Genomic DNA, 15,076 nt, shown 5'->3' on the forward strand with positions numbered 1-15,076 from the left:
TATGTTATCCCAAGTAATTTGCAATATGGCGCATGATCCGTTGCTCAGCAGGTTCTTTATGTTCCGCAAAGCTGAACTTTTTACCTGTGATTCGTTCATACAACTGAATGTAGCGTGATGAGAGCTCTTCAATTAATTCTTGTGGTGCTTGCGGAAGTTGCTCATCATGATAAGGGTCTGAATTTTTTGCAAACCACAGTCGCAAGAATTCCTTATCAATATTTTCGGGTTCTAATCCTGCGGTAATGCGGTCATGATAACTGTCGGCAAGCCAATAACGACTAGAGTCGGGTGTATGGATTTCATCCACTACGATAATGTTCCCCTCTGCATCACGGCCAAACTCATATTTGGTATCTACTAGAATCAAACCATGATTTTTAGCGATTTCAGCACCACGTTGAAACAGTTTCAGTGCTAAAGCACTGGCTTCGAACCAATCCGCTTCGCTCATCCATCCCTCAGAAATAATTTCAGCTGGCGCAATAGGGCGGTCATGAATTTTTTCTTTAGTGGTTGGCGTCAAAACCGGCTGTTCCAATTGCTGGTTTTTTCTTAATCCTTCAGGAAAAGTAATCCCACAATATTCACGCACCCCATTTTGATATTGAGTCCAAAGCGAAGTACCGGTTGTGCCACTAATATAACCTCTTACTACAAATTCAATCGGAAAAACGGAGCATTTTTTGGCAATAACCACATTAGGATCAGGAACCGCAATGATGTGATTAGGAACAAGATTTTTGGTCTGTTCAAACCACCACGCACTGGTTAAATTAAGTACCGCACCTTTGTAAGGGATGAGGGCTAGATGCCGATCAAAGGCGGTGAGCCTATCAGTAGTAACGAGCATGAGGTAATTACCCAAATCATATGCATCTCTTACTTTTCCTTGATATTTTTTGCCTACAGGTAAATTCGTTTGATCCAAGCAAAAAGCTAAAGCCTCTCGAATTTCGTTGTCATAACGCGTGGTTGTATCGGTAGCATTCATGAGCATAGGGATTTCCAATGATGTGAGTTAACAAAATAGGGTCTATTAACGTAGAAACATCAGTTTCCTCGCTAGTAAACTGCCATAAAACACCGTGATTAATTGTATTAATTTTTGGTAATTCATAGTGGGTATTCAGCGTTTGTAGCGTTTGTTGTCCTTTTAGGTCTTCTTTTGCACGAACGAGATACGCGAAAGTATTGTTCGAGTTGAGCTCGTTAAAGGAAACTTCTCGCTCTTTTCGATCCGAATATAAAAGTCCAGTATTTTTGAGCTGTGCAAACTCGTCTGCAGAATCACAATCAATTTCCCAGTGTTCAAAACGATTCACTGTTACCGGAAATCCTAAGCGTCTTAAGGTTTTTTGTACCGTCAAAGCTTGGTTGTCTGTGATAATGAGTTTGACCAGACAAAGATGACTGGTTGGATTTTTATTGAAATTTTTTAGGTGGACGGCGATTCCTTCCCGCGCCTTGTTTGCAGAATCCCATTCACGCGAGGACTCTGGAGCGGCTGCATCGACACCCAAGCGACCAGTACGTTCTTTGATATAATCACGCATGGAAGCAAAAATTGGATCACCATTAATCGTGCGCTCTGGATGCGGCATCATCGCCATAACATTTCCAGCCTGATTGGTAATGGCGGCAATATTTCCTGCAGAGCCATTGGGATTAATTGGGAAATTATCAATAATCTTGCCTTCAGCATCGCAATATTGAAATAAATTTAAACCATGCTGTTCTATTTTCTTTAACAAAGAATCAGGCATTAAAAAACGTCCTTGCGCATGGGCAATAGGAAGATGAATTAAATCGGTGGTTTTAAGATGACGGGTAAATGCATTATGTTGATGATTTTCTGCTAATCGCATGTGCACCCAGGCATTATAAAAACCAGTGCCTACTATTTTGCCATTGGCAATGCGCTTATTTTCAGTCAGTGCCATACTAATCTCATCCTGGTCAAAGCCGGGCACTAAACCTGATTCGACGAGTATTTGGGCTCCATTGCAGATCCCAAACACCGGTTTGCCTTGTTCACTCTGGGCTTTAATTTCTTGAATTACGGGATCAAGTGCGGCAATAATTCCTGCCCGGGAACGATCTTCATAAGAAAAACCCCCAATAAGGATATAACCATCTAATTGACGTAGCTTCTCTAGAGGTTCATTCCATAAAAACTCTACGGGCTCCATGCCAACGCGTTTGACCGCAAGCGCCGTTTCTCGTTCACAATTGGAACCTGGAAATTGAATTAAACCAATGCGTATCATAACAGTTTCACCCTTTGATCTCCTCTTACAACCTGTCCAATTTCATAAAGAGGGAACGATGGAAAATCACGGAGTACTTCGCGTACAGCAGATAATGTTTCTGGTGCTATAAAAAGAACCAAACCCGCGCCCATATTAAACGTACGATACATATGCTCATCATCCAGATGCCCTAACTTACGTAATAAATTGAATATAGGTAGTTCAGGAATCCGATTTTTATGAATTTCTACACCACAATGTTGCGGTAAAATACGGGGAATGTTCTCCAATAAACCACCACCCGTGATGTGCGCCATGCCTTTAATGGCGATGTTTTTTTCCAAAATACTCAAAATCGGTCTGGTGTAATTAATATGTGGGGTTAGAAGCTCTTCCCCAATACTATGGGAAAAATCTTGAAATTGTGACTCTACTTTGTAACCCGCAACATCAAAGAGCAATTTTCTTGCTAATGAATAACCATTGGTATGCAAGCCACTTGAAGGAAAACACACCAGCAGATCGCCCTCACAGATGGTTTTGCCTTCAATCGCTTTATTTTTTTCAACTACCCCGGTAATAACTCCAACCAAATCCAGTTCGCCAGGTAAATAAGTACCAGGCATTTCTGCAGTTTCACCACCAACTAAAGAAATTTGGTTTTCTTTACAGGCCTGGACCATACCTTTAATGATCTGCTCAACAATTTCCGGTTTTAATTTATCGTTGGCAATGTAATCAAGCAGTGTAAGCGGTTTGGCACCTAAAACGATAATGTCATTGGTTGTGGCGCTGACTAAATCGATCCCGATGGTATCGAATTTTTGCATCATTTTGGCGACCATCATTTTGGTACCCACACCATCAATGCTTTGGACCAAAACCGGATGCTGGTAATCTTGCAGTAGGGTTTTGAGATCGTACATGGCACCAAAGCTGCCAATCCCGGTCAGTACATGCGGCGAGAACGTGCTTTCTACCGATTTTTTAATACTACGAACTGCTTCATTGCCTGCTTCTATGTCTACACCGGCAGCTTTATAATCAATAATTGACATTATATGAGCCTCTCAACTAAACCATTTTTCCAGGCAGTTTTGGCTGCACTGATTGACAGATTGATAACCGAATTCATTATCAAGGTTGGGGTTGCTGTGGTTTCACCTATAGTTTGAAACGCTACAGAATATTGGTGGAATATTTGTTCCAGCATGCTTATATTTTCCGGGGAAACTTCGAGGATGAAACCGCCGCTTTCTGAAAACAGTTTTTTATCATTGGGCAAATCACCGGAAATAAAAACATTGACTCCAATTTCACTTTTAAAGCTCATTTCTGCGAGAGCAACCGCGATGCCGCCTTCGGAAATATCATGAGCTGACAATACTAGATCTGCTTGCATGGCTGCATGTACTGCGCTGATCTCATCAGCAAATGCAGCAAGATCCGGTTTAGGGAGTTGGCTGCCCAGTTGATTGTGTAACTGATAATACACACTGCCACCACATTCATCTTTACGTGCTCCAACCATCAAAAGCACTGAATTAGGATGCTTGAAATCATAAGTGACCGTTTTGGATAAATCATTCATTGCACCAAGGCAACTGATAATAGGACTTGGTGGAATGGCGCCTTGGGCTGATTCGTTATACAGCGACACATTCCCTGAAATAATAGGGAGGCTTACACTGCGATCAGTAAACATTTTTACCGCATGACACGCATCGACTATCCCACGCACAGAGTCAACAAATTCACCCATTTGCTCGGTATTCTCGGGATTGCCGAAGCACAAACAGTCGGTCAAAGCGAGAGGCCAGGCACCTACTGCGATGATATTACGCACGGATTCGATGACGGCATTCACTGCTCCCCAATAGGCATCAATTTTATTGTAACGGGGATTATGATCGACGGATAAGGCAACGCCTGTGCGCTGAATTTCTTCGGGATACTTATCCTCATTAAAGGGGGCAATTACTCCTGCATCAGCGCATCCTGGCTCCACAATAGAACGACCTTGAACCTGCTTATCATAACTTTCATAAATGGGGGCACGTGAAGCAATGTTTTCATGAGCAAGCAAACTCAATAATTCTTCATTGAAATCACTCACGATAATAGGCTGTGGTTCACTGTGCGAGTGTTGTTTTGAGCTGTAGGGACGATCGTAAAGAATACCTTGGGTAATGTCTTCTGCTCGCGCTGAGACAATTTCTTTTGCTTGGGCTTTAACGACATATAAGCCATCATTTCTTATTTTACCCACTACTGTTGCTTGTGCTCCATCGCAGATTTCTGGAAGTGCAAAACGCGTGTTGTAATGGTTTAAGAAGGTCTCCACCAATTCTTTGGGAACAACCCACATAAAGCGTTCCTGTGTTTCGGAACATAAGACCACGGCAGGTAATAAATTGTTCATACTGGTTGGCACCAAATCAAGGTTGATTTCTGCCCCATAGCCACTGGCCTCTGCCAACTCAACGCTGGCGCATGCAATTCCTCCAGCACCTAAATCCTTGAAACCAACGCGATCAATGAGATTTTTTTCGCGCAGGAATTCAAACATCGCATAATTTGCTTTAAGAATATGTCTTTGCAAGAACGCATTGGGTTCTTGTACGGCGCCTTTATTTTGTTCTTGTTGCTCTTCACTCAACGTGGCCGAAGCAAAAGCCGCACCGCCAAAACCACTGTTATCTGTGGGTTTACCGACCAATATAAATTGATAATCTTCTGCATTAGGGGGGGCATAGGAGTGGATAATGTGATCTTCTCTAACTACACCTAAGGTAACTACGGTAACGAGACAATTTTCATTATACGCTTCGTCATAATATGTATCACCGCCGAGATTGGCGATACCAAGTGGATTGGCATAGCCCGCAATTCCTTGCACTACGCCTTGATGGATCCATTTTGTTTTTGGACGATTAATATCTCCAAAGCGCAAACTGTCTGCAACGGCAATGACTTCAGCACCCATACAGCATACGTCACGCACATTTCCACCCACTCCCGTAGCCGCTCCTTCGAAGGGTACAAGTTGTGAGGGGTGATTGTGTGATTCATGACTGACCACAATACCATAGCGTCTATTTTGTTTGTCTGTGGCTACTGCCACAATGCCGGCGTCCTCTTTGGGGCCTAGGATGACGTGGGGTGCTTTCGTATTAAATTGGTTAAGGTGTTTGCGACTGCTTTTATAGGAACAATGTTCCGAACCCTGAATTGACCATAAGACACATTCAGCATAGGTTGGTGGTCTTTTTAGTAAGGTATTCTGAATGGTGAGGGCTTCTTCGGGAGTGAGGCGCAAGCTAAAACGTTGGAGTAAATGAGCTATTTCCTCCAAGGATAGCTGAGAAAAATCAAAACAATCCGGGGCATCTTGCATTTTAGGGGATCTGACTTGTAGCTAAAACGTGTCTAATTTTACTTATATTTCGCATATAAAGCAACACATATTTTGCATTTACTTGACAAATTGGTCAAAAATTTACAATATTGGGGCGTGCAATTATAGCCTGGATGCAGCACCAAAAAGCCCAGGTTAAGACATTCATATTCTCGAAATCCCGGGTTACGGCGACGCCTTCACCCAGGCCACATTTTTAATAGATAAATGAATGTATTAAGATTGATTTGACTCCTTCCACAATTTCTCTACGATTTTTGGGTTTGCCAAAGTGGATATATCCCCCAATTCATCAAGACTCTCTATTTCCTTTCCCGCAATCTTACGTAAGATACGACGCATGATTTTGCCTGAGCGGGTTTTGGGTAAATCACTCACCACATGAATGACATCAGGCTTGGCTATAGGACTTATTTCTTTATTGACCTGCTGGATTAATTCCGTCTGTAATTTGGCATCAGCCACATAATTTTGCTTTAAAATAACATAGGCGTAAATACCTTGGCCTTTAAGCTCATGGGGAATACCGACTACAGCTGCTTCAGCAACAGCAGGATGGCTCACCAGGGCACTTTCGATTTCTGCAGTGCCTAAGCGATGTCCTGAAACATTAATCACATCATCCACGCGTCCGGTAATCCAATAATCACCATCTTCATCTCGTTTTGCACCATCTCCCGTAATGTAATAACCATGGTGTAAATAGGTCATGCAGTACCGTTGGTGATCACCGGCAATCGTTCTTGCCATAGAAGGCCAGGGATATTTTATTGCTAAAAATCCTTCGCCGGCGCCAATGATTTCGTGACCATGTTCATTGAGTAGTACAGGAACGATGCCTGGGATGGGTTGACGCGCTGATCCAGGCTTATGGATGGCATCATCCGCTCTGGGACTAATCATTACGGCGCCAGTTTCGGTTTGCCACCAGGTATCTACTATAGGGCATCTGTTTTGGCCTACTTTTTGATAATACCACTGCCATGCTTCGGGATTAATAGGCTCGCCAACGGATCCAAGTAATCGTAAGGAGCGTCGGGAGCTGGAGTTTAACCATTCATCGCCAGCACGCATTAAAGCACGTATGGCGGTGGGTGCCGTATAAAATACATTGACTTGATGCTTATCCACGATTTGCCAGTCCCTAGAAGAATCGGGCCAAGTAGGGATTCCCTCATAAATTAGAGTGGTTATTCCATTACAAAGCGGACCATATACCACATAGCTATGCCCTGTAACCCAGCCTATATCCGCGGTGCACCAAAACACTTCATCTTCTTGACAATTAAAGATTAATTGATGGGTGTAAGCAGTTTGTACTAAATAACCTCCTGTTGTATGCACTACTCCTTTCGGTTGGCCGGTACTTCCAGAGGTATACAATATGAATAGGGGATCTTCTGCATCCATAGGTTCTGGATCACACTGCGCGCTCACTTTTGTTTTGAGCTCATGCCACCAATGATCTTTATTTTTATCAAAAGGAACGGCATCCTCGCTGGTTTTGATTAGGAGTCTTTGCAAAGGAAGATCATTACATGCTTCATCAACCTGCTCCTTAAGACTAACTAATTTACCACCACGATTAAAATGATTTGCCGTGATCAAACAAGTGCATTCAGAAGCAATGACGCGTTGTCTTAACGCGTGGGCAGAAAAACCAGCAAATATGACGGTATGCACGGCGCCAATACGGGTACAAGCGAGCATGGCAATTGCTGCTTCAGGAATCATGGGTAAGTAAATCGCTACTTTGTCTCCCTTTTTTACTTGTAGCTGTTTGAGCACATTACTCATGCGACATACTTCTGCATGTAATTCAGCAAAACTCAGGATTTTGTGTTGGCTGGGATCATCGCCTTCCCAAATAATCGCTGGCTGGTTCGCTTTATGGGGTAAATGGCGATCGAGACAATTCATGCTGACATTCAATTTTCCACCTTTGAACCAGGTGACATCCCCATGTTTGAAGCTGCCGGTGAGGACGGTATCCCAAGGTTGGAGCCAATCTACAGTTTGTTGGGCCACTTCGGACCAAAACTCGCATAGGGAGTCTTCAGTTGGAGTTAATTTTGGATAGTGCAAATGAGCATGCATGTTATACCTCTTCACCTTGAGAAATCATTTTAATAATTGCAGAAAAATCAGAATCGCCTAGGCCTTGGTCGATAAAATGTTGATAAATGGTGGTTGCTTTTGCACCTAAAGGAGTACTCACATTAACTGATCGAGCTGAATCCTGGCTGAGCAATAAATCTTTAAGCATCATTGCTGCTGCAAATCCGGGTTTGTAATCATTATTGGCCGGTACGTTTTCCAAAACTCCTGGAACTGGTGCATATTTGCTCATTGCCCAGCATTGTCCTGAAGCATTAGTGACTACTTCAAAAAGTTTTTGCGGTGACAGTTGCAGGTGTTCTGCGAGAGTAAATGCCTCTGAAATCGCAATCATCGAGATCCCAAGGATCATGTTATTACATATTTTCGCTGCTTGTCCGCTGCCAGCAGTACCTGTATGAATGATTTTCTGTCCCATGGTTGCCAAAATAGGCTGAGCGGCATGGAATGCATTTTCTTCACCACCCACCATGAAGGTTAAGGTGGCTGCTCCGGCTCCAGCTACTCCGCCAGACACAGGAGCATCAACGACTTGAAGTTGGTGTTGTTTGGCTAAGTGATGCAGTTCACGCGAACTGTTGACATCAATGGTGGAGCAATCAATAAACAACGCTCCTTTTTTTGCTGCCTGGAATAATCCATTATTGCCATGACAAACATTTAATACTTGCTGGCCGTTTTGCAGCATCGTAATTAATATATCTTGTTCTCTAGCGACTTCAAGGGTGTTTTGCGCGACTAGGCCACCTGCCTGGGAAAAATGATGCAAGGCGCTTTGTTGCACATCATAACCGGTCACTTGATGTCCTGCTTTAACGAGATTGATGGCCATGGGTAAACCCATATGACCAAGTCCCACAAATCCTATTTTTGCCATTGCGTTCTCCATGTGCTGTAAAATGTAGCCTGGGTGAAAGCGAAGCCCTAACCCGGGGCTTCTCTATCAAAGCGTTCCGGGTTCAGTGTCGTTTTATTCAGGCCACATGAAATTATTTCTCTTGTTTTAATCATGCGTTGGCATAATAAAAGCACTTTCATTGATTTCAGTAACAGGCCATTTACTGGTGATGGTTTTGCGTCGGGTATAGAAATGGATGCTTTCCTGTCCGTGCATATTACTGTCGCCAAAAGAAGAATGTTTCCAACCACCAAACGGATGATTGGCAACAGGGACAGGGATAGGAATGTTAATCCCAACCATGCCAACCTGGACGCGTTGGCTGTATTCGCGAGCACTAAATCCATCCCGTGTGAAGATTGCGGTGCCATTACCGTACTGGTTTCTATTCACCAGGGCGAGTGCCTCCTCAAAATGATTGACACGAACAATCACCAAAACAGGACCAAAAATCTCATTTTGATAAATGGACATGTTTTCATCCACATAATCGAAAAGACAGGGGCCCATGAAGAACCCTTGTGGGTGTTCAGGATGCTTAAATGCTCTGCCATCAATAATGAGTTTGGCTCCCTCGCTTATTCCTTTATCTACGGCTGCCAATACTTTTTCTCGATGCACTCCACTAATTAATGGTCCCATATCCGTGTTGGGAGCATCCCCAGCATTGATGCGAGTCGCTTTAATTTGTGGCGTCATTTTGTCAATTAACGCATCCGCTGTATGTTCGCCTACCGTAACAACGACGGAGATGGCCATACAACGTTCACCTGCAGAACCATAAGCTGCGCCTACAATCGCAGCAGCTGCTTGATCAAGGTCGGCATCAGGCATGACCACGCAATGGTTTTTAGCCCCCCCAAATGTATGAGCACGTTTTCCATGCGATGTTGCTGCAGTATATATATGTTGGGCAACAGGTGTAGAGGCTACCGCAGTAAACGCAGCAATGTCGGGATGGGCGAGCAAATGGTCTACTGTTGCTTTATCACCATGTAAACAATTGGCTACACCCGCTGGTAACCCTGCTTCACTTAATAATTCCAGCAAGCGGACAGAGGCAGAAGGGTCTTGTTCAGAGGGTTTTAATATGAATGTATTGCCACAAGCGATAGCAGGAATCATCATCCATACAGGAACCATTACAGGGAAATTAAAAGGGGAAACACCGGCACACACCCCTAATGGTTGTCTTAATGTGTGGCAATCAATGCCATGGGTCACATCGGCTGAAAAATCACCTTGCAGGTGATTGGCTATCCCACAATGTAATTCGACTACTTCGATAGCACGTGCTACGGAACCTTTGGCATCATCCAAAGTTTTGCCATGTTCACGAGTAATGATCCGTGCCAGGTCCAATTGATTTTTTTCTAATAATTCTCTGAACTTAAAAAGGATGCGCGCTCTTTTTATGGCGGGAGTCTGGGCCCATTCGATTCCTGCTTCTTTGGCGGTAGCAACTGTTTTATCACAAAGTGCTGTAGACGCGAAATGAACTTGACCAATCACTTCTCCCAAAGCAGGATTGTAGATAGAGTGGCTTGTGGCGTTCGTTTCGTTGATAAATTGACCACCAATATAATGTTGTACAATGTAGCCCATTAGCAAACTCCTTTTTATTATTTTTATCAAATTAAGTGATTATTGTAATTGTTTCATGGAATTATTTATACAATAATAACGAAGAGATTAGGACTAAAAATGACCTCTATTTGAATCGCACTGTTGAATATTTTTGAATCGAGGCAAGTAGTTAAGGAAATTAATCGATGGGAAAAGGAATTATTATACGTGTACCTCATGGTACCGAATTATCATCAGAATTACTCAATTCATTACAGAAACGCTTTCCTGGTTATGTTTTAGAAACTTACCATCAGAAACCTGATTATAATCGGAGTTTCGGACGTCGGGTCAATAGCCTTAACAATGCGTTCAATTTTCTTCTTGACGCATACCCCTTACCTCCGCAGAGTAATTTTTTGGCCAAGGAAACGTTACGTGATTACGTAGAGGACTGTAAAAACTCGGCTTTAGATGCAAAAGGAGCAACAGATAAGTTACATAAAGAGTTAGAAAAATATACTGCCAAACTCATCGAAGTGATTGCTTTGGCTTGGGGTACCTCTAACGAAGAAGCGATTGAACTGCTCAATGAGGCGGAACAATATGAATTAATGCGGAATGGTCGCAATGATTTGGCCACTTTAATGCCTTTGAAAGTGGGCGAGGATATCAGTTATATCCTTCAATTGGACGAATCGCTGCCTCCTTACTACGATGAAATAATTAACGAACTAAAAGAGATAAAAGCCCAGAAATATCCGAAAACTCCATCCTGGCTAGCCAAGCTGCCTGAATATCAACAAGCCTATTTTTACCATCTGGATCGAGACATTAGTAGTCCTACGAAAGTGGTTCAGGATTTCACTGACTTTAAAATCAATTGGACATCAATAAAAAAGAAAGCCATCAGTTTAAAGAGGGATCTAGAACAAATTGCTAGTAATTTGTTGCCACTCCCCAAATGGTTTAATGAGTTGAGCCCGCATTTGCGAGAGATGATGCGGCTTTTGGCTGCGAATCCAGCTCAATTAGACAAAAATCTGGATCAGTTTAAAGATTTGATCACAGGAGAGAGTTTTAATAGCGAGAGTGCGGATACAGTGGGACAAATCTCCAGTCTTCCGCAATGGTACTGGGTATTGCCTCATCACCAACAGTTTTTTTTGCAACACGTACTACAAGGTTTTGATAAAATAGAAGATGCGGTTACTTTTTTATCGAGCCGTCATCGTACGCTGCCTTTGCCTGCAAATTACGCCGCTCATAGTTTATTGGGCATGAGTCATGATGGAAAAGTAATTCGCGAACTCTCAAAAAAACGTTACCGTTCCAGCCATATTGCCACACGCGATGGGTTGGAGTGGCCTGCAGCAGTACAACAACGCCATTCCGACTCTAATTTGGCTAAAGTGATGGAGCAGGTGAAACCTGATCAACCAGCATTATTACAAACGCTGATTAGTCCAATTCATGCTGTGGACTATGTACCGACCTGGATTACAGACTTTTTACCCACATTGCCTCCAGATTTGGCCTTGTATAAATTAGCACGGGCTGCGGTAGAGCGGCGAGAGAAGTATGCACAAGAGCGGGGAGAAAAGCTTCAACCCATTCAACAAAATAATCATCCTTATAATTTAGCAAAAAGGATCTACTATACTCCGTCAAATGATCCTGACGGTTTGAATTTATTGGCTGTGGGGAAAAAATACGTTTCCACAACTCCTGGACTACAGACTTTACTGGATCAATATAAAAATGTTTTAGAGTCCAAACCAGGTTCCGCAACGGTTTTTGATTATGCTGGCAGAGAGTTGTTTTTGAGCTCTTTGGAACAGTTAATTATTTTGACCATTGATGGGCATCCTTATGGATCTTGTGTGAGTGGTAAGGATAGAAAAGCCATTGAACTCATCCATACGGATGCAATGCTCCTTTATAGAGAGCTTTATGGCTGCTGGCCCATATTCGATGAACCTGAAGCTAAAGATCGCATTCGTTTTGTTTCTCTGGTCGCTGATCTTTATATGAGCCGTCATCAACAGGAACATGCAGGACATAATGCTCCGGGCTCTGAAGGCATTAAAACTCCTGAATGGTATTTACCAGAAGATATTGCCACTGAAATTAAAAAGCGTCTCGATAGTGAGCGAGCGCTTAGAGATGATGACCGAGCTGCAACGGATAACGAAGTAAAAAATATTTTTGTGGGTGGTCATAAAAAAGTAAACGAATATTTATTACCTAAAAACACCCTAAAATGTCGTTTAGTGGCGCGACAATTAGGCAAAAAAAATTGTAATCGACTTTACGATGCGCTTCATCCTTTAATTAACGAAAAAAGTTTATTTACCCCAGAACCGAGTTCACGTTGGTCTACTTTGTTTTTTACGGATACGTCGCCAACAACTCCTGAGGGAATAGAACAAATTTCTGAACTCATGTTAAGTCCTACCTCTGGAAAAGATAATCTTGTACGGCTGGAAAAAATATTGCAAATCGTATTAGATAGGCCTATAGCAGATGAATCCCGTTCTGAGGCTACAAATTCTGTTTATGGACGTTTACGCTCACTTTTAAAGGCAAATGAAGAGCAACTCCCTTTTGCTGGATTGGTCGACCGGACCGTCGAAGAGTGGAGCAGCTTGTTTAATAAATCGAAACAATCACACCATAGTGAGGTACCTTTTCATCATTAACTAGAGCCCGGTACATTTCGTTGGCCGGGCTGAGTCTCGATGTTAAAGTAAATGCTCCAGTCCGTAAATTAATGTAGATAATCCCAAGACTTTTTGGCAGGACAAAATAATCCCGGGCATAAAACAACGGCGATCAATACAGTCATCAGTAATGGTTAATGTTTCACCTACACTACCGAAAATGACTTGTTGACGGGCAATAACACCAGGAAGACGTAACGAATGGATACTGACGTCTCGATGGGTTCCACCACGAGCACCAGGGATCAATTCCTTGAGATTTAATTTATTTTTGGGATGTTTTCTTGCTGCAGCAATCATTTCAGCAGTTTTTAACGCAGTTCCCGATGGGGCATCAAGTTTTTGTTGATGATGCGCCTCAATAATTTCCACCTCGGGAAAGTACTCAGCAGCCTTAGCCGCAAAAAGCATCATCAAAACAGCACTTATAGAAAAATTAGGTACAATGATGCCACCCAGACGACGACTTTCACATAATGCGGTTAATTCTTTAATTTGATCTGAAAGAAGTCCTGAGGTTCCAATAATTGGGTGTGCGCCATGTTTGATAATAGTAAGGCTATTTTGATACACACAATCTGCACGAGTGAGATCAACCACAATTTGTGCTTTAGTCTCTTCAATTGCTTGCGCTAAATTATCTTGTTTGCCAAGTTGGGCAACTAATTCAAATTCCTTGTGATTCTCTAAAGTCTCACAAGCCAATGAGCCCATTTTACCATTGGCCCCATTCACAATAACACGCGTTAACATAGTTCTCCTCATAAAATGATTTATGATTTTTCTTTTGGGGGAGGATAGTGAGTTCGCAAAGCCCAAATGGTTGCAAAAGGCCATCCAATCACTGTTGCTTGTAAAGCTAGGGCAACAAAGGCGCCTCCAGGATTATCATTCATAAGAAAAATGATCCATGGAAAGAATACAGCGAGGAAGAATATAAACATTTTTTGTATGAAGCTTACCATATAGTGCTCCCATAAGCTTTAATCGAAACGTTAAATCCGTCATTAAATAATCTTAGCAAAAGCAGTTGAAACGAGTTGTGCAAGCGAAGGATGCTCACTAGGGTTTCAACTGTTTTATCAAGGATTATGCATGTTATCACATCAATGCACAGACCAAAAAATGATGGCCATTGCAAAAAGACCTGTTTCATTATAGGACCATAATTACCTATTTTTCTACTAGAGCCGTTCATTGTTCTACTCATTGATCAAACTGAGCAACTATTCGCCTGATCTGCCTTATTTTCCTTTTTATGCACCGTAACTGAACATGATTAAGAATGCTTGCAAACAATCATTAAACATTGTACATTGTGCGCTCATTCTTAAGGCCAATCTGGAATGACATTTACTATCTAACAAGGGTACTCTAATGAGAAAACAGGAGCTGCACCCACGCACCGCTGTTATAAATAAAACTCAAAAAAATAAGTCTAAAAAAGCACGAACCGATGCATTGTTATGGCTCGCTGCACATTTTCCTGAAGCATTCGATAATTCATTACGAATTCGTCCATTAAAAATAGGGATTATGGATGATATCTTGCTGCATGCAGATAACGCTGCAGAACAAGGTATTTCCAAAAGTAAATTAAGGGAGGCCGTGGTTTTATTCACCCGCCGTCTTGATTATTTGGCGTGCCTAAAGTTGCGAGAAATGCGCATTGATTTGCACGGTAACGTTGTTGGTGAAGTCAGTGAAGAAGAAGCCGAGCACGCTGCAGTTAAGATTAAGAAGCGTGTTGAAAAAAGCGTACGAAATGCACGTAAAGTTCTGACGGAAAAAACACCAAATCAAGTCAGTTCATCGCAGCAAAATACAAGCTTCCAAGCGAAAATAGGTCAACCATCGTTACCTGCTGAAGACCACTTTCCTACTTATCCAGTGCGCTCCTCAACATACAATACCTTAAATGCACCAGCACAACCTGCTAGAGCTACGGCAGTGATGGTAAAAAATAAAACTACAAGACAATACGATCCCGATGTTGTCGCGCGTTTGAAAGAGAAATTAGGGCTCTCGAGAAGCCTTGAAGAGAAAAAGGAAGTCATAGAATAGTTCTTGCTGTAATTTGAGTGACGCGTAGCGCAATCTC

General features: G+C 42.4%; 11 protein-coding genes. 2 read left to right on the top strand and 9 right to left on the bottom strand.

Going from position 1 to position 15,076, the window contains the following annotated elements; all coding sequences use genetic code 11:
• Positions 1–4: 4 nt before the first annotated feature.
• From OQJ26_RS10605 to OQJ26_RS10635, 7 genes are all read right to left on the bottom strand, one after another.
• Positions 5–1,000: a phosphoribosylaminoimidazolesuccinocarboxamide synthase gene (locus OQJ26_RS10605; RefSeq protein ID WP_265703804.1), complete on the bottom strand. Its 996-nt coding sequence runs from the start codon at positions 998–1,000 to the stop codon at positions 5–7.
• Entirely contained in the window at positions 963–2,270 is a 1,308-nt protein-coding gene (purQ, locus tag OQJ26_RS10610; RefSeq protein WP_265703805.1) for a phosphoribosylformylglycinamidine synthase I, read from the bottom strand. Before purQ ends, OQJ26_RS10605 begins: the two co-directional genes overlap by 38 nt.
• Positions 2,267–3,310 carry a phosphoribosylformylglycinamidine cyclo-ligase gene (purM, locus tag OQJ26_RS10615; RefSeq protein ID WP_265703806.1) on the bottom strand — a complete coding sequence of 348 codons (1,044 nt, stop codon included), beginning with the start codon at positions 3,308–3,310 and terminating at the stop codon, positions 2,267–2,269. Before purM ends, purQ begins: the two co-directional genes overlap by 4 nt.
• Positions 3,310–5,649, bottom strand: a complete 2,340-nt coding sequence (gene purL, locus OQJ26_RS10620) for a phosphoribosylformylglycinamidine synthase subunit PurL (RefSeq protein WP_265703807.1) — start codon at positions 5,647–5,649, stop codon at positions 3,310–3,312. The genes purM and purL overlap by 1 nt, the downstream gene beginning before the upstream one ends.
• Positions 5,650–5,886: 237 nt before the next feature.
• Positions 5,887–7,767: an acetate--CoA ligase gene (gene acs, locus OQJ26_RS10625; protein ID WP_265703809.1), complete on the bottom strand. Its 1,881-nt coding sequence runs from the start codon at positions 7,765–7,767 to the stop codon at positions 5,887–5,889.
• Between the two features lies 1 nt (position 7,768).
• A complete protein-coding gene (mmsB, locus tag OQJ26_RS10630) occupies positions 7,769–8,665 on the bottom strand; it encodes a 3-hydroxyisobutyrate dehydrogenase (protein WP_265703810.1) in 897 nt (298 codons plus the stop codon).
• A gap of 126 nt (positions 8,666–8,791) precedes the next feature.
• The gene (locus OQJ26_RS10635) at positions 8,792–10,291 is read right to left on the bottom strand and encodes a CoA-acylating methylmalonate-semialdehyde dehydrogenase (RefSeq protein ID WP_265703811.1); all 1,500 of its coding nucleotides are present in this window, start codon (positions 10,289–10,291) and stop codon (positions 8,792–8,794) included.
• A gap of 167 nt (positions 10,292–10,458) precedes the next feature.
• Here OQJ26_RS10635 and OQJ26_RS10640 point away from each other — a divergent pair, with 167 nt between their 5' ends.
• Entirely contained in the window at positions 10,459–12,954 is a 2,496-nt protein-coding gene (locus OQJ26_RS10640; protein ID WP_265703812.1) for an oxidoreductase, read from the top strand.
• A 42-nt stretch (positions 12,955–12,996) separates the two neighbouring features.
• On the opposite strand, the gene dapB is transcribed toward OQJ26_RS10640, so the two are convergent.
• Positions 12,997–13,728 carry a 4-hydroxy-tetrahydrodipicolinate reductase gene (dapB, locus tag OQJ26_RS10645; protein ID WP_265703813.1) on the bottom strand — a complete coding sequence of 244 codons (732 nt, stop codon included), beginning with the start codon at positions 13,726–13,728 and terminating at the stop codon, positions 12,997–12,999.
• A 20-nt stretch (positions 13,729–13,748) separates the two neighbouring features.
• Complete coding sequence (locus OQJ26_RS19400) at positions 13,749–13,940, bottom strand: hypothetical protein (RefSeq protein ID WP_322783963.1); 192 nt, start codon at positions 13,938–13,940, stop codon at positions 13,749–13,751.
• A 412-nt stretch (positions 13,941–14,352) separates the two neighbouring features.
• Here OQJ26_RS19400 and OQJ26_RS10655 point away from each other — a divergent pair, with 412 nt between their 5' ends.
• A complete protein-coding gene (locus tag OQJ26_RS10655) occupies positions 14,353–15,039 on the top strand; it encodes a ProQ/FinO family protein (RefSeq protein WP_265703815.1) in 687 nt (228 codons plus the stop codon).
• Positions 15,040–15,076 lie beyond the last annotated feature (37 nt).

It is taken from the genome of Legionella sheltonii, from assembly GCF_026191355.1.
Lineage (GTDB): Bacteria > Pseudomonadota > Gammaproteobacteria > Legionellales > Legionellaceae > Legionella > Legionella sheltonii.